This is a genomic window from Mucilaginibacter sp. CSA2-8R, assembly GCF_038806765.1.
In the GTDB taxonomy this organism is placed as follows: Bacteria; Bacteroidota; Bacteroidia; order Sphingobacteriales; family Sphingobacteriaceae; genus Mucilaginibacter.
In genome coordinates this window covers 2,913,526-2,934,117 of record NZ_CP152389.1, presented here as the reverse complement: position 1 = coordinate 2,934,117, position 20,592 = coordinate 2,913,526, and the positions used below count along the sequence as shown (strand labels likewise).

Sequence of the window (20,592 nt, the reverse complement as noted above, 5' to 3'; positions counted from 1 at the left end):
TTAGGGAGCAGGGGGGTGAGCTTCCTGGTCTCCTCCCCAGCTTCGGCCGAAAGGCGGGCAGCACAAGCGGGCCCCGTGCGGTGACAAAGGCATTTTAGATTTTGCAGAAGCGTTGGCATAGCGCGGCGAAGCCAGGGCAAAATATAAGAAGCCTGTGGTGCAGCCCGGCTTTGCAGCGCAACGGCCTTGTGCGCAAAGAAGCAAGCGGGAGGTGACTTGATTTTTTGCTTACTTTTGTATCAAGACAAAAGTAAGATGCCTCTGCGGCATAGAGCAGACTAAGTAAGTTAACAACCACCAACTCAAATTAAAAACGCACTGAATCGCAAGTAGCAAAATTTCTCCCTATCGTTCGAAATGACAGGGAATGTTATTCACTCATTCACTCATTAGCTTCACTCGCTCAACCTTAATAAATCCTTCTTATCTAACCACCCCTTACTTACCTGACCTTTACGATTGGTAAACTCCACATAGATATAACCGTTCTGGTCGTCTTGGGCTACCAGGCGGGCTTTGTTCCATTTGTTGAGGTTGGCTTTGCGTTTGCTTTCTTCGTTGGGTTCGTTGTGGAAGTAGGCGTAATCGGCAAATACGGTAAAGGCCTTACCTGCGTCCGGACCAGGGTTTTCGAGGTTGGGTGCTTGCACAACGGCACGGGTAATGATGGGCTTACCGTCGCGGGTGGTATCTAACTTACGTTTTGGCGTGGTGGCTGTGGTTTGGGCACTGTCGGCCGGTTTACCCGGTATCCATTTGTAACCGGCGTAAACACCCAAGGCAATCAGCACGAAGCCTAAAATGATGGCCGTAGTGGTTGATATACCGGGTTGTTTAGGTTGGATGAGCGGGGGCAAACCTGTGGTGTTGGCGGCACTGCCGGTAGCGTTTGATGCAGCCGCCGGGCGGCCTTGCTGAAGCGCGGCCAGTTCGCTTTCTTTTTGGGCCAGGGCTTGTTTAGCCTCGGTAAGTTCGCGCTCAAAACGCATGGTTTTTTCGCGTTGTTGCAGCAGCAGGTTGGTTAGGCTGTCGTTTTGGCTTTGTAGCACCAGCGATTTTTCGGTGTCGCTTTTAATGGTGAGGGCGCTGTGCTGGGCCTGTATGGCCTGGTGCAGTTCGGAGCCGTTGGCAAAACGCTGGTTGGGCTGCTTTTGCAAACAGCGGGTGATGATGCTGAGCAGCCACTCGGGTACCTGCATTTCGCGGCTTTGCTTATCAGCATCCCAAAACTCGGGCAGGTGCTGGCGGCGCAGTTCGAGCAGGTCGGGCGGCGGGGTTTCCATGTGGGCCAGCATTACCAGGTTGCGGGCGGTGGCGGCACTGCTGGTGAGCGGGAAAGGCACCACGCCGGCCAGCAACTCGTACAAAATAACGCCGTAGCTGTAAATATCGCTTTGCGGCAGCAGTTCGCCCTCGTTTTGCTCGGGTGCCATAAACTCCACGGCACCGGCATTGCGCAAACTGCTACGGCGCTGCTCGTCGGTCATGATGGCCAGGCCAAAATCGAGCAGCATGTAGTTGCCGGTATTAACGTTATATTTGATGTTATTGCTCTTGATGTCGCCGTGGTTAACGTTTACCTGGTGGCAATGGCTTAGGGCCAGCGCCAGTTGGTTAGCTACCTTAATAACCTCGGGGATGGTAAACACCGGTTCGTGCGGGGGCTGCAGCAGTTCGGCAAGGTCGGGGCCCTCAATGTACTCCATCTCGATGTAGGGCAACGAGCCGCTCTCGGTAATGCCCGAACTATAAATTTTAACTACATGGGGTGTAGGGCGCTCGTTAACCTTTTTCAGTTTTTCGACCTCGTTCTGGAAGTTGCGGAAGTTTTTGTCGTCGGCACTTTCCGAGTAAATAGGCGTAGGCAGCAGCTTAACCGCCACCACAATTTCGCCGGTGCGCTTGGCCTTATATACCGAACCCTGCCCCCCGTTGCGCAATGCCCCCAAGTTTTCGAGCCCCTGAGCTATGGTAAATACTTTACCCATGTAGTAGTTGTTGTGTTTTGTGGTGTAAACTTAAGAGATAATAGATTAGTTTTAATAAAATTTACTCTTGTTTAGACTTGCTTTGTCTTTACTCGAGGCTCAAGATCTGATAAACACATATAACTCTATACCGAAGCATACGTCCTATCAAAACCAGCTGATCTGTCACTTATAGTGATATGTCAATTTGTTGGCCCATTTTCATTAAAAAGAATGTGACAAAAAGACAAGTATGGCAGTTATTTAAGTATTCTTTAATGGGATATTTCGTCTCGAGAAAGATGAGCGAATTTTTAGAATAAAATTATAAAATAGCCAAAAAAATTAGCAATTTGGCATAGCCATTGTGGCAGACTATTCGTAGCATCATACGAAAGTCACGTAAAAATGTTTTAGCTTATTTTAAAACACCTCTGGGGCTAGTGACCCTATTTGTAAGTAACATGTCTTGGATCGACAGTGCAAAAGTATAAATATTTCATAAATAAAAAATTTTTATTTTTAGTTGCTTACACCTTAAAAATTAATTAGTTAGGGGTCATTCCCTTTAATAAGGTCAGAATAAAAATTAATTATGAAACAAAATTTACTAAAAAAAGAATTTGAAAATGTGCTAGTGGACCATGTTCAGGCAACAAGCCATTATTATCCAATACTTAAAGCTAAGAGAGGCGAACTTAAAGCATTGAAAGAGTTAACTGATGAAACTAAAAGTTCGACAACTCCGATTTTAGAGTTATTGACAGATAGTTCGGAAAATATAAAACGATACTTGAGTAGCTACTGGTGCTTTAAAAACAATAAAGTATTTCTCGATCCCTACATTGCATTCAGCGAAGGTAATAGCTTTTTCGATTTTAAAAACATCTACGATTTCTTGACATCAAATGGCGTTAATGTTATACCGGTCTTACGACTTGATTATCCAGAGGAAAGGTTAAAATCGATTAAAAGGCTTATCGGACGTAAACGAGAAATCGCCGTGAGAGTTACTAAAAATCAAATTAAGCCACGCATTTTTGATTCAACTATTGAGCGACTTACCTCAATATTAAAGTGTGATTTGAGTGATATTAGTTTAATAATAGATTTTAGCTTTATAGATAGGAGTAGTGTTGATACGGCAATAGTATCTGCAGAAACCTTACTTCAATATATTGATTCTGCTAACTTTTTAAACGTAATAATTGCAGCTGGGTCATTTGTCAAAGATTTAAGTGATATTTCACCAGATACTGTTGTAGTTCATAATAGGCACGAATGGGATATGTGGCATGAGTTGATAAATGGCAGTGAACATTCAACGATATTAAGTTACGCGGATTATGCAACACGCCATCCTATTTACGATAGCAGTCCTCAAGGTTTCTCTGGGTCGTCAAGTATAAGGTACACTGGAGAAAAAGGCTTCGTGATACTGCGTGGTCATAAGCCAGGCAACCATCCTGACGGTATGGGGCAGTATCATAAGAAGTGTAATCTGCTTCTAAGTAATGCACATTACGACGGACATAACTTTAGTTGGGCAGATGCTGAAATTTATGATTGTGCGAGCAGAGATGAACGTTCAGGAAATCCAGAAACTTGGGTTACTATAAGTACTGCACGTCATATTGAAAAATTAGTAAACTTGCTTGCCTAACTTCCAACTATCTCTTAACTTGATTTTATTTCTAACTTCTTTAGAGATAAAATCAAGTTCTAAGTTGGCTGCTAATACTTCACACAGTAGCCAATTTCTATCTTTTTTTCGAAATTTTATATTATTTGCGTTTAAAATATCAATAATTTCATCTCTCCATAACAATTTTGCGATATGAAATGCTTCTTTGTGAGGGTTTTTATTACTAAGTTTTATGTCTAACAATTCTACATTACTATTGACCTCTTGACATACAGTAAGCCCAACCCAATCAGGTAAGATTTTTTCAATGTGTACTATATGTTTTGGTTCAGCAACAACATGCAAATAATCAAGAACCTTTTCGTAACCAATTAATTGATTTGGAAGTCGTTGTAGGGTATCTCTCGAACTCTTAATTTCGTATCCATGTAATTCGCAATTAATTACAGCAATGTCTATTCTTGAATTAGTAGAAGGAAATGTAAATTCATCTACAATTTTAGAACTTCCGTCATTAAAAAAATGAATTAACTTCGTTTGTTTTAACGTGCTTCTGATATCAAAATCCCGCATTTAAGTTTTTTTCTACAATATTACATTGTTTAAAATTAAAATGTGGTGTCAATGGTTTGACAGTAGTGCTTTGCGCGCAAAATTTTACGCTGAGTACTATTACCTCCGTGTTTAATCCTCCGGCCTTTCCCTCGCATCCGCCATCCGCACAATCCTCGGCTGAAACTTCGCCAGTACGTCTACCAGGTCGTGTTGGGCGGCCATTACTGCGTGGATGTCTTTGTACACCATGGGCGCTTCGTCCAGGTCAGAACCGATGAGCGTGATTTTTTTGTCGTGCAGTTCGGCCGTTACCAAATCGCGCTGAATGGTTTTAAAGGCCGCGCTCCGGCTCATCAACCTGCCCGCACCGTGGCTGGCCGAGTTAATGCTTTCAGCATTGCCCTTGCCCCGTACCACAAAGCCCGGCGTGCTCATGCTGCCCGGAATAATGCCCAGCACACCTGCGCCGGCCGGTGTAGCGCCCTTGCGGTGTACCATCACCTCGGTGCCGTCGGCCAATTGCTCTTTCCATGCAAAGTTGTGGTGGTTCTCAATCCGCAACAGGGGCTGCAGGTTGAGGTCGCGGGCAATTTTGTTGTGTATTTCGTGATGGTTGGCGCTGGCATAGTCGCCGGCCAGGTTCATGGCAATCCAGTATTCCTGCCCGTCTTCGGTATCCAGGTCAAGCCAGGCCAGGTGTTTAGCCTCGGCCGGAAGCTTGGTTTTTACCATGGCCAGCTTGCTGTAATGGTCGGCCACGCTGCCGCCAAACCCGCGCGAACCCGAGTGCGACAACAGCGCCAGATAAGTACCTGCCGGTACACCGTCGAGCGCATCATCGGCTACGGTCAGTTCGCCCCACTCCACAAAGTGGTTGCCCGTTCCGCTGGTGCCCAACTGGGCGTAAGCCTTATCTTTAAGTGTGCGGATCACTTTAGTTTCGTTCCATATCTTGCTGTCAAACAGCGAAGTATCAAAGTAAGATTTGGTGGTGCCGCCGATGCCGAAGTTGGTGTTTTTGAGCAGCAGGCTTTTCAGGTGGTCGGTTTTATCGTCGATGGTAGTAGCAGGCATTTCAAATATACTCAGGCACATCCGGCAGGCAATATCCACCCCAACCGCAAACGGAATAATGGTATTGGCCTTGGTAGCCAGCACGCCGCCAATAGGCAGGCCGTAACCTTGGTGGGCATCGGGCATCAGGGCACCAGCCACCGCAATGGGCAGCTGCACGGCAGTACGCATTTGCGCCAGCGCGCCCACCTCAATATGCTCCAAACCATACACCGGGAAATCGGCAATCTCTTCCTTCAGTTTAAAGTTACCGCGTTCCTGCTTTACAAATTTGCCTTCTTTACGCAGCTCAATCACGATTTCGGCCAGGTTTTTAAACTTGCCGCCTTTTTTAAGCGCGTAGGGCATAGGGTCGGCAATAAGGGCTTCGAGGTTAGCCAGTATTTCGGCCCGGCCCATTACATGGTGTTTAAGCAAACCATTAGCCACCCGGCTGAAGCTTTCGAGTATCTGGTTATCGTTAATGCCCAGGGCTTTTAACTCGTTATTGCTTATTTTTTCTTTTTCCATCGGTGTGTGTTTTAATTTCAACACCACAAAATAAAAATGGTGCTGCGCAGTGTATTTGCGCAGTGAAAAATAAATTGATATTATTGATTGGAATTTTTATTCGTCTGAATCAGAATTTACTGAATTTTAGAATTTGCAGAATGAGTTACTCAGAAATTGAACTGGCTGATTATATTGTAAAACACTATTCTGAATTACTTTCGCTGTCGCAGAAAATGATATTGAAGCAGTATCGGCATTCATTAAAGCTGGCCGATCGTGCAGACCGTGAACGTTTGATTTCAATTTATACGCGAAGCAAATGGCTAAGCGGAGAACCTGAAACATTTGCTCAATTAGACGGCGGCTATAGTAATTTTATCATCAACTGTTCGAAAGAACTGTTAAGCAAGCACGGGGCTGACATCGTAATAAATATCTGTCCTCAATGCGGACGATTAGCGCGAACACCATTGGCCAAACAATGCAGGCATTGCTTTTTTGATTGGCATTGATATTATATACGAGTTAGTAAAATTTATTCATAATTTATCATCCGCACATTCCATCACTCACTCATTCAAAACTCACTCATTATCTTATGCCCGTTAACCGTAATGCCCTCATCCGTTACCGCACCATTGACAACTGCCTGCGCAACCGCTACAAAAAGTGGACGCTGGAGGATTTGATTGACGCCTGTTCGGACGCGTTGTACGAGTACCAGGGGATTGATAAGGGTGTGAGCCGCCGCACCGTGCAGGCCGACCTGGAAATGATGCGCAGCAATAAGCTGGGCTACGAGGCGCCTATTATAGTGGTAGATAAACGGTTTTATACCTACAGCGACAAAAACTACAGCATCACCAACATACCCCTCAACCACCAGGACATGCAGGTGCTGGGCGAGGTGTCGGACCTGCTCAAGCAGTTTAAAGGCTTTAGCCATTTTGCCGACCTGAACGAGATGGTGAGCAAGCTGGAAGACAAAATTTACACCCAAAAAACGCATAGCGCCCCGGTGATTGATTTTGAGAAAAACGACAACCTGAAAGGGTTGGAGTGGATTGAGATTATCCGCAAGGCTATTGTAGCTAAGCGTACGTTATGCGTTACCTATCAGTCGTTTAAGGCGCGCGAGGCTAACACGTTTTGCTTTAGCCCGTACCTGCTCAAAGAATACCGCAACCGCTGGTTTGTGCTTGGGCTTACCCACCGCAACCGGGGCCTGCTGCTCACCCTGGCGCTCGATCGTATTCAAACCGTGGAAGAGCACGCCGACGCCTACCGCGAAAATACCGAGCTTGACCTGGCCACCTATTATAACAACTGCCTGGGCGTAACCAAAAGCTCCAACCAGCGCGATTGCGAAGTAGTATTTTGGATGGACAAAGTCCACGCGCCGTATGTAGTTACTAAACCCCTGCATCATAGCCAAAAATTACTGAGCCAGGATGATACCGGCAGCATCTTCAGTATCCGCGTCATCCTCAATTTTGAACTGGAACGTGAACTGCTGGGCTTCGGTGCCAAGATGAGAGTGTTAGGCCCGCGCGTTCTGGTTAAACAAATGCAGGAGCAGTTACAAAGAGCATTGGGCAATTATGAGGTGAGCGGCGGGTGACGGGTTTCGTGTTGCGTGTTTTCGGAGGACTTCGAGTTTTCGGTTGCGTGTTGCGGGCAGCTATGGGTTCGTGTTACGCGTATCCGGTTACGTATGTTCTAAATCATCGTCTAAAAAATCAACAATACCACCACACTTCAGGTCGTTCCTGCAATCCAAAACAAACAGCGTAATTACCACAATTAAATTGCCGCAACCCGCAACAGAAAACTCGCAACGCAAGCCCCCCCCCCGCAACCGAAAACCCGAAACTTATCACTATCTTTGCATCAGTATTCACCTCATAACACACCAGTGAAAATTACTAAGTAATACGGATGGTTACGTGCCATCACACCCGCTGCCGCTGAAGCAGCAAGTTTTGGTCATCATTTGTTAATGGCGGTAGGCCGTACCCAGGCAGCTGCGCAAACTTAGTTTCTACATGTGATTTTTTAATGCTCAGGCAGCGGTTTACCGCTCGTTAGGTTGCGTTTTTGTTCGCGGCCTTTGGTTTTAATTCACTACGGTTTTCACGTTTAAAAATAAGTGTGGTTATGAGTATCATCGCACAATTAATCAGTTATACCCACCCGGATAGGGAGGTATTATTTCAACATATCAGTTTTAGTATTGCTACGGGGCAAAAGGCCGCTTTGGTGGGCAACAATGGCACGGGTAAATCCACCCTGTTGCAGGTGGTGGCGGGCTTGCTGCCGGCGTCGGGCGGTAGTGTGCAGCTGTCGGGCAGACATTATTATGTGCCGCAGCATTTGGGGCAGTACAACGGGCAAACCATTGCTGGAGCACTGGGCGTGGCGGGTAAGTTGCAGGCTTTGCAGGCTATTCTTTCCGGGGATGCTTCCGAATTGCATTTTACTGCCCTGAATGATGAATGGGATATTGAAGAGCGCCTGCAGGCCGCCATGGCCTACTGGCAGTTGCAGCATCTTAGCCCCAACCAACTAATGGCCGACCTTAGCGGTGGCGAAAAAAACAAAGTGTTTCTGGCTGGTATCCTCATCCATCAGCCGCAAATTGTTTTGTTGGATGAACCCTCTAACCATTTAGACGGTCCCGCCAGGCAGCTATTGTACCACTGGATTGCCCAAACCAAATGCACCGTGCTGGTGGTAAGCCACGACCAAACCCTGCTTAACCAGCTCGACGAAACGCTCGAGCTTACCCGCCAAGGCATTACCGTTTACGGCGGCAATTACGATTTTTACCGTGCCCAGCGCGACGGCCAGCTAACTGCCCTGCAAGCCCAGGCCGACGACAAGCAAAAGGCCTTGAAACAGGCCAAACAAAAAGCCCGCGACCAGGCCGAACAGCGCCAGCGGCAGGAGGCCAGGGGCAAGGCGGCCGGCAAAAGCCAGTCGTTACCCCGTATAGTAGCCGGCAACCTGCAACGCCAGGCCGAACAAAGCACCGCCAAAATGAAAGCCGTACAAAGCGAAAAGCTGGATAGCCTGTCGGCCGATTTGCAGCAGCTGCGTGCGCAGGTACAGGAGCAGCAGGTGTTAAAAATTGATTTGCGACGGTCTGACCTGCACCGGGGGAAATTACTGGTGGACATGCAGGCGGTCAACGTGGCCTTCAACGGGCAGCCGTTGTGGCCGGAGCCGGCCAACTTCCAGCTGCGGTCGGGCCAGCGGGTGCGGGTGGCGGGGCGCAATGGGTCGGGCAAAACCACGCTGCTGCGCCTGCTGATGGGTGTGCAGGAGCCAGGTGAGGGGCAAATTATTAAAGCGCCGTTTACCTGCCTTTACCTCGACCAGGAATACAGCGCCATCAATAACCATCTCAGCGTTTTAACGCAACTACAACAACATAACCCGCGCCACCTGCCCGAGCACGACCTGAAAATGCTGCTGCACTACCACCAGTTTGACGCAACGTACTGGAACCGACCATGCGCAGCCTTGAGCGGCGGCGAAAAAATGAAACTGCTGCTCTGCTGCATGGCCGTTACCAACCACCTGCCCGACGTGCTCATCCTCGACGAGCCCACCAACAACCTCGACCTGCAAAGCCAGCAAATCCTCACCACCGCCATCCGCAGCTTTGAAGGCACCGTGGTCGTGATTTCGCATGATGAATATTTTGTGGAGGACGTGGAGCTAATGAGTGAATTTCGAATGAGTGAGTGAGTGGTTATTGAATTATTATGTTATTGAGTTGATTACTTATTGACGGAAGGGAAATTAATTAGTGAATGAGTGAGGTCACGCCGGTATAGCAATAATGGTTGTCTGGTTAGTTGATGAGATTTGGTGGTAGTGAGCCGTATTCCTCAACTCACCACCACCAAAATCACCACCCAAACCGCCATAAAAAAGAAGCCGGCGAACACTTCGTCGCGGTGTCGTTTCAGCGTCCGGGTAAAGGCCAGGTAGATAACCCAACCCAAAAATATAATGGCCATAATAGGGGCTATTAATGCATTCATCGGGATGCGGATTTGCTAAATTAAAGCTATCAATAAATAGTTTGGTTTGAGTTTGTCTTGCGAATAAATGTAATGCAATTGATTTTATTAAAGCCAATGTGAGATCAAGCCCGGTTCAGTCTACCCAGGTAAACCTTATATCAACAAAACATTATCATTACTAATCTATTTGCCTTTCGTCGGTTAAAATATCTATCATTGAACGGCTGCCTTATTAGCACAAACGTTAATAGCCGGATAAAGCATCTATTACAAACCAAAGCGTAAACCCGGGTGCATGATTGTAATGTTCAAAGGGTGCCGGTTATAGCTATGGGGTGTAAAACAATGCAAACAAATTTTCTGTATCTTTAGTATAAGTGACTTATATAAATGGTGCTTGATGCGCCACCAATTATAAACAACAATTGTATAACCACGTAAAAAGGAGAGATGATGAGCAGGAGAATGTTAGACGATCCCAAAAATAAATACCTCATCCGTAAAGCCCGCGAGCGCCGCCACATGGCCCGCACCAGCCAGGTGCTCGACCAAAAGGCCGACGAAAAAAGCTGGGCCGCTATACGTATGTGTTTGTACATTGCCTTTGTGGGTGTTTTGTTATTGCTGATGTCGGGCGGGCACGGTTTTATAAAATGGTAACAAACAGGTTATTGCTATCCGTAGTCTGCAGATGGTAGTCACATCGGGCATCGTAGTACCATTCGTTTGTTTCTTGTAAAGTGTACAGCCTCTTTTTTTCAAAAGCTTATTTTTACCATATAATTTGCAGGGCAATATATGCCAGAATAATCTAAACAGACCAGTGCAGCCTTGTTTAGATTAATCTTGATTGGTTGGTTAGTGACCTGCCTGTAATGCCCGTGTTTTTTCGCAGACCAGCTTAATCTACCTCACCGGCACTGGTAATTTTGTTTAATGCACTGTCCGTCCGGAACCTCATTTTTTGAATGGTTAACGCACCCATACCGTTTTTTGCACGAAAGCTGTGCACTATCGAATATGCAAAAACCGGCCCCTTGTAGCCTTTGCCTTTTTCATCAGATAATTTTGATACGCTGTCGGCTTTGGCATCATAAAGTTTTTTTAGTTCACTGTATTTATTGTAATTCGTCAGACTCTCGCCAGTCACCAACTCCTTGTCTGCTTTTTCTTTATACTTACTGGCCGAGTCCAGAAAAGTAACGGTAACGCTATCCAGTCTGCGGCCTTCCGGGTCGCCAACACCGTATTGCGCATACTGTGTCCGTAAGGTATCAAATTTCATGCTCTCGTAGCTTTTCGGGTCGTTTAGGGTGGAGTCTAAATAGCTTTTAACAAGAGATTCGGCCTTTTGCTGGTTGCTTTGAAAGTGGCTGCATGAACACAGGAAAAGCGGAAGGAAAAGTAAATTTTTTTTCACGTTTAAGGTTTTAAAGTTGCTTATTGATGGAGCTAATATGCTAATAACTTTAGTTGATTTAGTTATGGATACAACAAAATTTGAGAATTAAACTGCCCGGAAAACCAATGTCGCACATGTTAATATTTAGGCGCTTAGAGAAAATTTAATTTAACGGATAACGTCCATCGTGTCGCTATTTATAATATAAATTTATTATTTATTGAACAAGTCGAAATCTTTACGTAAATTGGGGTAAGATTAGCAAAGAGGAAACAGATGAGTGAAGATATCCCTAATCAGCCCACCACGGCGGCAGGGGGGCGGCAGGCCAACCCCAACTTTACCAGCGCCGCCAAATTAGCCAAACGTTGCGAACAATATTTTATCCACATAGCCGGCGAGTGGCATACCGAAGAGGTGACCGAAACCCTTAAAAACGGCACTACCGAAACCAACCCAACTACCGTATACGACCGCGAACCCGAGCCGCCTACCATTACCGGTTTGGCTTTGTTTTTGGGGTTCGAGAGTCGCGCCGCGCTGTATGCCGCGCAATACCCGCCCGAGCAGCAGGCGGTCATCCGTAGGGCCATTACCCGGGTAGAGAATGCCTATGAGCTGGCCTTGTTTGGCAGCAAAGCTACCAGCGCCGTCTTCGCCCTTAAAAACATGGGGTGGAATGATAAGCATCTGGCCGATCTTTCGGCAAAGGATGCAACACCTACTAACCCTGTAGTTACCGTAATTACCTCCGCCCAGCCATTGGCCCGGTCAGAAAAGGAAGTCGATGTTTGAGTGTTCGCAGGTGTACCTGGATACGCTGCAGTCGCTGGCCAAAGTGGTCATTAACCAGGGCGGTACCTGGAGCGGTAAAACCTATTCTATTTTGCAGGTGCTGTGCACCCACGCCGTGCAGCAATCCAATTTAGTGATTACTGTGGCCGGGCAGGATATACCTAACCTCAAGGCCGGTCCGCTGCGCGACATGGAGCGCATTTTGCGGTCGTCGGCTTGGTTGCGCAGCCAGGTAAGCTCTTACAACCGCACCGAGCGGGTTTACGAGTTTGCCAGCGGTACCATCATGGAGTTCAACAGTTATGATGATGAGCAGGATGCTAAGTCGGGCAAGCGCGACTACCTGTTTGTAAACGAAGCTAACGGCATCCCATACCCGGTGTTTAAACAACTGGCCCTGCGTACCGATAAGCAGGTGCTGGTTGACTATAACCCCTCGGCCGCCTTTTGGGTACACGAGCTGGTGCTCACTAACACAGCGCTATACCCATCGGTAGAATTGCTGATTTCCGACCACCGGCACAACCCCTTCATCAGCAGTGATATGCACGCCCAGATTGAGCGCTTAAAGCACGAAAACGAGGAAACCTGGCGGGTATACGCCCGCGGACTAACAGGGAAGGTAGACGGCCTGGTTTTAAAAAACGTTTTTGTATGTGATGCTATACCCGCGGATGCCAAATTTTTGGCTTGCGGCATCGACTTTGGTTTTACCAACGATGCCACCGGCTGTCTGGAAGTGTACCAGCAAAACGGCGAGCTGTGGGTAAATGAATTGATTTACGAAACTGGCTTAACCAACCCCGATATATCATGCCGGTTAAAACTCTTAGGCGTAAAAACCAATCAGGAAATTATTGCCGATAGTGCCGAACCCAAAAGTATAGAAGAGTTGCGTCGCATGGGCTGGTACATTACCCCGGCCCGCAAAGGCCCGGACAGTATTTTGCACGGGCTGGATATTTTGCAGCGTTATCGCATCAACGTTACCCGCCGCAGCACCCACCTGCGTGCCGAGCTGGATAAGTACAGCTGGAAAAAAGACCGCCAGGGCAAAACCCTTAATGAGCCCATAGATGCCTTTAACCACCTTATTGACCCGCTGCGCTACATCGCCCTCAACAAACTTAAATCAGCATCCAACGCAACTCCCAAAACCCGCCTCCCATGGCAGCCGCTACCTAATTCAGATTTATGTTTAAGTGAGATAATTTAAGCTTTTGACAGATAGCTATATAAAGTTTGCATAATATAAAAAACAACTCTTAGCGGCAATTTTACCTATTAACTATCAACTAAATAATTATGACCGAAAGAACATTTAAACACATCAACGGAAAAATCAAATTATCAATTCCGGATAGCCTGCAGGACGTCACTTTACAGATGATGATCCAATTTCAGCAACCTGCCTTAAGCGATCTCGAAGCCATTAGTGCGCTTACTCAGGTACCTGTCGAGCAGTTGTATGGTATTAGCGATGTTGCCGCGTTGAACGGAGCTATACTGCCGTTTGCGCAAAGTTTACAGCACCAACTAGCCTATACCTACGAGGCTGGCGTTTTACCCAAGCAGGTAACATTGCGTTATCCGGGAGGCAAAGTGCAGGTAATTAATATCGGAGATGACTTAGGCTTCTACGCCTACGGTGCCGTAATGGAAGCACGTGAACTCATGACCACCGAAATAGTAAGGCATCAGCAAACTTATGGCGATACCTGGCGCGAACACCTCAACCCCGACCTGCGCACCTGCGGATTGATCCTTACCCACTTTTTATACCATCGGGCTTACCCTAATCACGTGCCATCAGCAGTTGACATACAACAGTTTTTTGATGTCGTAAAATGGCTGCCTATTACGGATGCTGCGCCTCTGGCCCGTCATTTTTTTTTGAGCTATCCAAACTTGCCGCTCAGGAAGCCGACACACTGGCAGCGCCTGCAACACCTTTGGAAAAACGCGCCGGCATTGATGCGTTTACGCCGTTTGGATACCTTAACACCGTAAACTCACTGGCTGGCGGCAAATTGATGCACTGGGACGCTATCTTGCTGATGCCTTACGCCAAAGTATACACCAAATTATTACTCAATAAAGCAGAAGCAACCTATACAAAGAAGTATGAAGAGTTAATTAAAGCAGGTAATTAAACGATATTTTATGTAAGAGATTACCTACTGTTTAAGTAGCTGAAAAACAAGATATACTAAAGTGTTACGTCATCAAGACTTACAAAAAGTTATTTAAATTTTAACTTGAAGTTGTTTGTAAAATATACTAGAAGGCAACAAAATTAACTTTTTAGAGTTCTAAATGGAAATAAACGGTAATGTAGATCTAAACGTAATGCTATGAAATGGTTAAAATTCTCCTTAATACTTAACTTGCTGCTCATACCTGTTGCAGTAATCTATGTGGTTAAAAAGCTGCAGTTTTATACTGATATGAAAAAAGATGCTGAGCAGCACGCCTATCAAAAAAAGAACCCTAATAGTTACTGGAAAGCCCGCGAAGAAATTTACGACGTGATGCCCGGAAAACAAAATTCAATTGTTTTTATGGGTAACAGCTTGGTTGACAATTGTGATTGGAGTGAGCTATTTGACAAGCCCATTATTAACCGCGGACTGGCCGGCGATACGATGGATGGCATGTTGAGGCGTGTAGACCAGGTAATTAAATTTAAACCAACTAAAATCTTTCTTCTAGCTTGTGCGAACGATTTACCCGGAAATTATACCAATCTTGATACTATTTACAACAAGTATAAACGACTTGTGGCTCGCATTAAATCTGGCGACCCGCAATGTAAGATACACATCATCAGTGAGCTGCCCCGATCAGACTTTGCTCCGGCATCAAGATTGGTTGTGCCGCTCAATAAAAAGTTAGTTCAACTGTCAAAAGAAGAAAATACGGCGTTTATTAATGTTTATGATAACCTGGCCAGTAACGATGGGCGTTTAAACCGCAGTTTTTCTTATGATGGCTTGCACATGAATGGCGAAGGTTATATGGTTATGAAAAAGGTAATCGAACCGTACGTTAATTAGTTGTTAGTAAATGTGTTAAATACAAAATATAGATTTTTGGTTTAGATATTTTTGAGTCAGGAATTAAAGAAATCTATAAAAAGAAAACGCCTTTAGCTTTATTGCTGAAGGCGTTTCCTTTTTAATACTGCAAAGCACCATAAATGGTTGTCTGTTAACCGAAAGCTGGCGTTAGTTATTTAGCTTTATAAAACCACCGTCAATAGGGTAGTCGCAACCGGTGATGAATGCAGCTTCGTCCGAGCATAAAAACAGTGCGAGTGCCGCCACTTCTTCGGGCTTAGCCATGCGACCTATAGGTTGGCTGGCCGACAATTTTTCGAACATCTGTGCTTCCTGGCCGGGGTAGTTTTTATTGATAAAGCCATCCACAAACGGGGTATGCACCCTGGCCGGCGATATGCTGTTGCTGCGGATGTTGTGCTGCAAGTAATCGCGGGCGATAGACATGCTCATGGCATGAATTGCGCCCTTACTCATGGAGTAGGCAAACCTATCGGTAATGCCCACCCATGAGGCAATCGAGGCCATGCTGAGTACCACACCACTGCCTTGAGCTTTCATGGCTGGTATGGCTGCATAAAAGCAGTTATAAGCGCCTTTAACGTTCACGTTATATACCCGGTCAAAATCACTCTCCGCCGTTTTTTCGACATTGCCAACGTGAGCTATGCCGGCGTTATTTACCAGAATATCAGTCCGTCCAATTTGTTTAAACGTGTCGGCCACTTGTTGTTGCTGGGTAACGTCGGCACTGTAGGCATAAGCTTCGGCGCCTTCTGCTTGTATCTCGCCAACGGTTTCGCGGGCGGCATCTGCGTTCATTTCGATGATGTGCACGGCGGCACCTTGTTTTGCAAACAGTTTGGATATGGCTTTGCCTATACCGCTTCCGCCTCCGGTTATTACGGCGACTTTATTTTTAAGGCTGAACATAATAAGATGGTTTGGTAATTAAACTAATTATATTAATCGCTGCACAACCGTGCAGCGCGGGGTTTATTAGCCCAGGTGCAAACATAATTTAAAAACAAATTGGGTGTATATTTTCATACTGTGATAGATGTATTAATAGAGTTGCAGTTTGTGCAGCAAGCTTTGTTGTATTATGCCAACGGTGTGGCGTGCAACTGGTTTAAATTTGTAAGTGTTTTGACATCGTTTAAAATTGGTGAATGTGTAGTTTAAACTAAGCAGTTTTCATTATATACTTAATAAGTTAAAACCGTTACATAAATGTTGAAAAGTTTATTTTGTGTGTAAATGGCTACCTTATACGGTTTTGCCACAATTATGGACATATAATTGCTTAGTGTGCTGAAAGAACTTGCCCATGGCCAAACGTATACTCATCATAGATGACGACGAAGACATTTTAGACATACTCAATATTATATTTCAGGATGAGGGGTACGAGGTTATAATATCAAACACCGGACATGCAGCCGAGTACGTCCACCAAATAAATCCCGATTTGATGTTACTTGATATCCGTCTGGCCGGTTCGGAAAAAACCGGTGCCGAAATATGCCGCGAAATTAAAAATGCTTATCCGAACGAACATTTTCCAATTGTATTGGTTTCAGCAGAAGCTAACATTAGTCTGATTGCCAGTTATTGTGGCGCAGACGCATTTGTAAGCAAACCGTTTGACATCTTTAAGCTGATCAAAAAAGTAGAAGAGCTGATACCTTTATAAATTCGTCGATCATGGATAATCAAGAAAAAAGCCCGTCGCCCGGCCGCCCAGCCGTAACTAAAGAAAAGATTCTAGTCTTTTTTATTGATCATCTCAATAAAGTGTACGCTGCCAAAGTACACCTCTCGCGCAAGTTACCCTTGCTGGTTAATGAAGCAAATTTTAAAGGGTTGCGCCACGCTATCAACGAAAGCATCGAAGACATCGAAAAGCAGATTGCCCGGATGGAAGTAATTTTTACGCTGCTGGATGAAGAAATTGCTGACGATAGCTGCAAAGGCATGCTGGGCTTGGTTGATGACGCGTTTGACTCGGTGATGGAGTATAAAGATGATGCCGCCCTGCGCGATCTGTCTTTATTGTACTACATGCAAAATATCGAAAGCATCGAGATGGCATCATTCCAAATTTTACAGATTGCAGCTGTTAAACTTAAAAATAAGCAGGTAGTGCAACTGCTGCGCGAAAATTACGACGAGGCAAAAGCCGACCGCACCTTAATGTTGTTGATTACGGCTAAATACGTGTCGTCTAAGTAAGGTAAATAGATTAAAGAAGCCGTTTTGCCGCTAAAAACGGCTTATGCCCAGTGATATATTGGCTTGCAGAAGGTACACCTGCTGTTTACGGGCAACGAGTGTGTACGCATCATTATCAATACCGTCAAAAATCAAGCCTTGTAAAATTAAATCAGGGAAGTCTGCATTCAAAATTTTACGACTGATGTAATGTAACACGGTTTCATTGAATTCACCGTAATAATATTGACATTCAACCGAATGGCGAACGCCATTGCACTGAAAATTTACCTCGTACGTTATTTCATCTTCTAAGGATGCTGTTGTTGGTGTATTATCTTCAATATCAGTAAAAGTAATTGCCCCGCCAGCCATCGCGCTGAATGCTTGTAAAATTTGCGCGTAGGGTGGATGATTGGGTATAGGATATCTGGTCACCGTAACGGAAGTACCCGGAAACGCAGCCAGCAATTGATCAGCATTTTGGTAGGTTTTTTTGTGTAAACCATCCGTTACGTCATCAACAACCTTTTTGCTTAGATGATTGAGTAAGCCGCAGGCATTAAAGTGGTAAATTAAGTACTCAATATGTCTGTACGATAGAACCTCATTAAAGTTTGGGCGAGGCTGACTAAACAATGAGAGCCGCTGCAGGTTGTAAAAATCTAAAACGTACTGTTGCTGCCTGTCGAGCCGGCAAAGCATGTAACGGTCGTCGTGTGTAGGAAACAATAGGGGATGATGCTTATTAGTGACCACCGTAAAACGGTAAGGTGCTGCAAAATCGGCCAATACGTCATTGACGAGCAGCAATATGTTTTCTACTAACTGGTTATTGCTTATCTTATTAATATTGGTATTTAATGTACAGGTGTAGGAGCGCTTATATTTTCGCACACCCGTGTCCAGCAGTATCTTTATCAGGTGATTATCGTAAGTTGGATGGCCGTTAAAATCTCCCTGCTCAATTTCGATGCTTCTTATACTAAAACTGTCATAAATCAATTTGTTTAATGCCGGCGTAACAACGTCAATTACCTGGCGTTCGGTATCCGATTCCTGCATTCTCAGCCCTGTGCAACAGTAGCTGTAATTAAAAAAATCAAGGTATGTATCTAATTCTGCTGAGTATATGTCAGCTTTAAGCTGTTCAAACTGTTCTTCGTTTAAGATGCCATTGTAAAGTATAGGCTTGCGTTCGCCTAATAAAGTGTTGGCAAAAGCAAGCTGTTGCTCAATAGTAAAATTTTCGGCATATGCCGTGAGTTCTCCGGCAAGATGCAGTATAATTACATTTCCGTCTGCTGTATCGGGTATGGCATGCTTGTGCAGCTTTTTATAAACCTCGTCAGTTATAATTTGGTGTGAAAGCAGGATCAAGAGCAGAATGTTAGGCTTATCTACATTAATATCTTTCTTTTTAAGGTTAGGATCTTCTTTGTAGAGGGTTACCCTAAAGCCACCTTTAGATTGCTCCGGAAAAGCCTTGTCCAGCATAAAGGTGTACAGTGTCGCTAATATCTTGCTGTTACTTGCCTCACGCTGCAAATGTTTAACCAGTTGCTGAGCATCGTCGGCAGTAATAACGCCGGCTTGCATAAGGTCGTTGATAAGGTTCATCGGTTAGCACATGTAGTATCCGAAGGTACATAAACACTTCAAAAATTGCAGAAATGTTTGCTTATTCTCTTCCGACTTTTTTAAGTATCGCTATCTCGATGCGTTGCGTCTTGTATTACTAACCATCAAAAGCTATTGTAAAATCAATTACGATATGTTAGGCCGGTCAACTGGCACGGTGAAATTAAATACCGAACCTTCGCCTTCATTGCTTTCCACCCATAATGAACCGCGATGCTCTTGTATAATTTTGTTGGAAATATACAGCCCTATGCCCACACCCTGAAAATTGCCCGGCGATTGGCCTGCACGGTAAAACCGGCCAAATATCTTTTTCTGATCTTCGGGCTTAATGCCCACACCATAATCGGTTATAGATACTTTTACGTAATTGCTCACCACACTCAGATAAATATGAACCTGGCTTGCCTCTGGCGAGTATTTAATAGCATTATTTAACAAGTTAATTACCACTTGTTCCAACCTGGAGGCATCTCCTTCTAGCTGTTTGTTTGTTTCTCCGCTTATAATGATTTGATGACTGGGCTGTGCTACCTGGATGCTGTCGATAACATCTCGCATAAACTTATCAAAGTCAAAACGGCGGTAGTCATACACTACATTTCCTTCTTGTAAGCCAGCCACATCCAACAAGTCGGATACCAGTTTTTCAAGGCGGTGAATAGACCGGTCTGCTTTCTCTAAAAAGCCGGCATAGTCTCCGTCGTTATTTTTTTCGGTACGCCGTTGCATCATCTGTATATTGCCTTTGATGCTGGTAAGCGGCGTTTTCATTTCGTGGCTGGCAATGCTTACGAAATCGCCTTTGCGTTGTTCGGCATCACGCTCATCGGTTTTATCTTCAATGGCCAGCAAAATACGATCCTGATATTTACCACGTAGTGTAACCTGCCTGGCATTAAGCACTAATACCTTACGGCCTATATGCGCAAAGGTGTTGTCAAATTCAAAACCTTCAAATGGGTTGTTACTTGGCAATACATTGCGCAAAAGGTCTTCCAGTTCAGGGCCATTCCACTCACCCCGGCCTATATCAAACAATCGTTTTCCGCGTACCTCATCTTCTGCTAGCTTAAAGAACTGGCAAAAATGATCATTCACACTTAATATCATCAACTCTTGATTGAGTACTACCAAACTTTCACGCACGGTTTCAACAATGCTTGCCAGGTAGGCTTCGTTTACTTCAAGTTCATAGGTGCGGTCACGTACACGTTGTTCCAGTTGTTCCTGTTCGCTTTTTAAGGCACGTTCAGCTTCTTTACGGCCGGTTATATCATTTTGTACCCCAATAAAATGAGTGATGTTACCCTGCTCGTCTTTCACGGGCGACATAATCAATTCATTCCAAAACAGAGTTCCGTTCTTTTTATAGTTGCGCAACTCAATTTTGCAGTGCTCGCCTTTAGCGATGGCATCACGCAGTATATCGCGCGCGGCCTGGTCACGATCGTCGGCTTGTAAAAAACGGCAGTTATGGCCTATAATGTCTTCATAAGCATAGCCGGTAAGGCTCATAAACGCCTGGTTGCAGTAAATAATAGGTTCGTCGGGCTGCTGGTGGTCGGTAATCACAACGCCGTTGCTGGTAGCGTTAACCGCCGCTTCAAATAGTTTTAACGTTGTTTGGCCCAATGAGCCAGGTATTTCGGGTTGAGACATGTCCATAGCAGCTAAAAAAAGCAGGTATCAGATTCTAAAACATTGCAGCTAA

The 20,592-nt window shown here is 45.2% G+C and carries 20 protein-coding genes; 12 read left to right on the top strand and 8 right to left on the bottom strand.

Going from position 1 to position 20,592, the window contains the following annotated elements; translation table 11 throughout:
* Positions 1-395: 395 nt before the first annotated feature.
* Positions 396-1,988 carry a protein kinase gene (locus tag AAGR14_RS12360; protein WP_342644526.1) on the bottom strand — a complete coding sequence of 531 codons (1,593 nt, stop codon included), beginning with the start codon at positions 1,986-1,988 and terminating at the stop codon, positions 396-398.
* A 574-nt stretch (positions 1,989-2,562) separates the two neighbouring features.
* Between AAGR14_RS12360 and AAGR14_RS12355 the strand changes: the two genes are divergently transcribed.
* Positions 2,563-3,630 (top strand): beta family protein, encoded by a 1,068-nt coding sequence (locus tag AAGR14_RS12355; RefSeq protein ID WP_342644525.1) that lies wholly within the window; start codon positions 2,563-2,565, stop codon positions 3,628-3,630.
* Here AAGR14_RS12355 and AAGR14_RS12350 read toward each other — a convergent pair.
* The gene (locus AAGR14_RS12350; protein WP_342644524.1) at positions 3,610-4,185 is read right to left on the bottom strand and encodes a sce7726 family protein; all 576 of its coding nucleotides are present in this window, start codon (positions 4,183-4,185) and stop codon (positions 3,610-3,612) included. The two genes, AAGR14_RS12355 and AAGR14_RS12350, sit on opposite strands and share 21 nt — an antisense overlap.
* A 111-nt stretch (positions 4,186-4,296) precedes the next feature.
* A complete protein-coding gene (locus AAGR14_RS12345; protein ID WP_342644523.1) occupies positions 4,297-5,751 on the bottom strand; it encodes an RtcB family protein in 1,455 nt (484 codons plus the stop codon).
* A 140-nt stretch (positions 5,752-5,891) separates the two neighbouring features.
* On the opposite strand from AAGR14_RS12345, the gene AAGR14_RS12340 reads away from it, so the two are divergent.
* The 3 genes from AAGR14_RS12340 (at position 5,892) to AAGR14_RS12330 (ending at position 9,486) form a co-directional block, all read left to right on the top strand.
* On the top strand, positions 5,892-6,245 hold the full coding sequence (locus AAGR14_RS12340; RefSeq protein ID WP_342644522.1) for a hypothetical protein: 354 nt from the start codon (positions 5,892-5,894) through the stop codon (positions 6,243-6,245).
* Between the two features lie 86 nt (positions 6,246-6,331).
* The gene (locus AAGR14_RS12335) at positions 6,332-7,354 is read left to right on the top strand and encodes a WYL domain-containing protein (protein ID WP_342644521.1); all 1,023 of its coding nucleotides are present in this window, start codon (positions 6,332-6,334) and stop codon (positions 7,352-7,354) included.
* 536 nt (positions 7,355-7,890) lie between these two features.
* Positions 7,891-9,486 carry an ABC-F family ATP-binding cassette domain-containing protein gene (locus tag AAGR14_RS12330; protein WP_342644520.1) on the top strand — a complete coding sequence of 532 codons (1,596 nt, stop codon included), beginning with the start codon at positions 7,891-7,893 and terminating at the stop codon, positions 9,484-9,486.
* A 143-nt stretch (positions 9,487-9,629) separates the two neighbouring features.
* Here AAGR14_RS12330 and AAGR14_RS12325 read toward each other — a convergent pair whose 3' ends face one another.
* Positions 9,630-9,785 (bottom strand): hypothetical protein, encoded by a 156-nt coding sequence (locus AAGR14_RS12325; protein ID WP_342644519.1) that lies wholly within the window; start codon positions 9,783-9,785, stop codon positions 9,630-9,632.
* Positions 9,786-10,217: 432 nt separating this feature from the next.
* Between AAGR14_RS12325 and AAGR14_RS12320 the strand changes: the two genes are divergently transcribed.
* On the top strand, positions 10,218-10,427 hold the full coding sequence (locus AAGR14_RS12320; RefSeq protein ID WP_342644518.1) for a hypothetical protein: 210 nt from the start codon (positions 10,218-10,220) through the stop codon (positions 10,425-10,427).
* Positions 10,428-10,668: 241 nt separating this feature from the next.
* Here the strand turns inward: AAGR14_RS12320 and AAGR14_RS12315 are convergent, their stop codons facing one another.
* Positions 10,669-11,187: a hypothetical protein gene (locus tag AAGR14_RS12315; protein WP_342644517.1), complete on the bottom strand. Its 519-nt coding sequence runs from the start codon at positions 11,185-11,187 to the stop codon at positions 10,669-10,671.
* Between the two features lie 258 nt (positions 11,188-11,445).
* Here AAGR14_RS12315 and AAGR14_RS12310 point away from each other — a divergent pair, with 258 nt between their 5' ends.
* The 5 genes from AAGR14_RS12310 to AAGR14_RS12290 all read left to right on the top strand — a co-directional run bounded on the left by AAGR14_RS12310 (position 11,446) and on the right by AAGR14_RS12290 (position 15,020).
* Positions 11,446-11,964, top strand: a complete 519-nt coding sequence (locus AAGR14_RS12310; RefSeq protein WP_342644516.1) for a terminase small subunit — start codon at positions 11,446-11,448, stop codon at positions 11,962-11,964.
* Positions 11,957-13,180, top strand: coding sequence for a terminase large subunit (locus AAGR14_RS12305; protein WP_342644515.1), 1,224 nt, complete (start codon positions 11,957-11,959; stop codon positions 13,178-13,180). The genes AAGR14_RS12310 and AAGR14_RS12305 overlap by 8 nt, the downstream gene beginning before the upstream one ends.
* An 89-nt stretch (positions 13,181-13,269) precedes the next feature.
* Entirely contained in the window at positions 13,270-13,974 is a 705-nt protein-coding gene (locus AAGR14_RS12300) for a hypothetical protein (RefSeq protein ID WP_342644514.1), read from the top strand.
* On the top strand, positions 13,917-14,117 hold the full coding sequence (locus AAGR14_RS12295) for a hypothetical protein (protein WP_342644513.1): 201 nt from the start codon (positions 13,917-13,919) through the stop codon (positions 14,115-14,117). Before AAGR14_RS12300 ends, AAGR14_RS12295 begins: the two co-directional genes overlap by 58 nt.
* Positions 14,118-14,318: 201 nt before the next feature.
* Positions 14,319-15,020 carry a GDSL-type esterase/lipase family protein gene (locus AAGR14_RS12290; protein WP_342644512.1) on the top strand — a complete coding sequence of 234 codons (702 nt, stop codon included), beginning with the start codon at positions 14,319-14,321 and terminating at the stop codon, positions 15,018-15,020.
* A gap of 171 nt (positions 15,021-15,191) precedes the next feature.
* On the opposite strand, the gene AAGR14_RS12285 is transcribed toward AAGR14_RS12290, so the two are convergent.
* A complete protein-coding gene (locus AAGR14_RS12285; protein WP_342644511.1) occupies positions 15,192-15,956 on the bottom strand; it encodes an SDR family oxidoreductase in 765 nt (254 codons plus the stop codon).
* A 397-nt stretch (positions 15,957-16,353) separates the two neighbouring features.
* Here AAGR14_RS12285 and AAGR14_RS12280 point away from each other — a divergent pair, with 397 nt between their 5' ends.
* On the top strand, positions 16,354-16,719 hold the full coding sequence (locus AAGR14_RS12280; protein WP_342644510.1) for a response regulator: 366 nt from the start codon (positions 16,354-16,356) through the stop codon (positions 16,717-16,719).
* Positions 16,720-16,730: 11 nt separating this feature from the next.
* Positions 16,731-17,258, top strand: coding sequence for a DUF892 family protein (locus tag AAGR14_RS12275; RefSeq protein WP_342644509.1), 528 nt, complete (start codon positions 16,731-16,733; stop codon positions 17,256-17,258).
* 30 nt (positions 17,259-17,288) lie between these two features.
* Here the strand turns inward: AAGR14_RS12275 and AAGR14_RS12270 are convergent, their stop codons facing one another.
* Entirely contained in the window at positions 17,289-18,857 is a 1,569-nt protein-coding gene (locus AAGR14_RS12270; protein WP_342644508.1) for a hypothetical protein, read from the bottom strand.
* 147 nt (positions 18,858-19,004) lie between these two features.
* Positions 19,005-20,546 (bottom strand): PAS domain-containing protein, encoded by a 1,542-nt coding sequence (locus AAGR14_RS12265; protein ID WP_342644507.1) that lies wholly within the window; start codon positions 20,544-20,546, stop codon positions 19,005-19,007.
* Between the last annotated feature and the right edge of the window lie 46 nt (positions 20,547-20,592).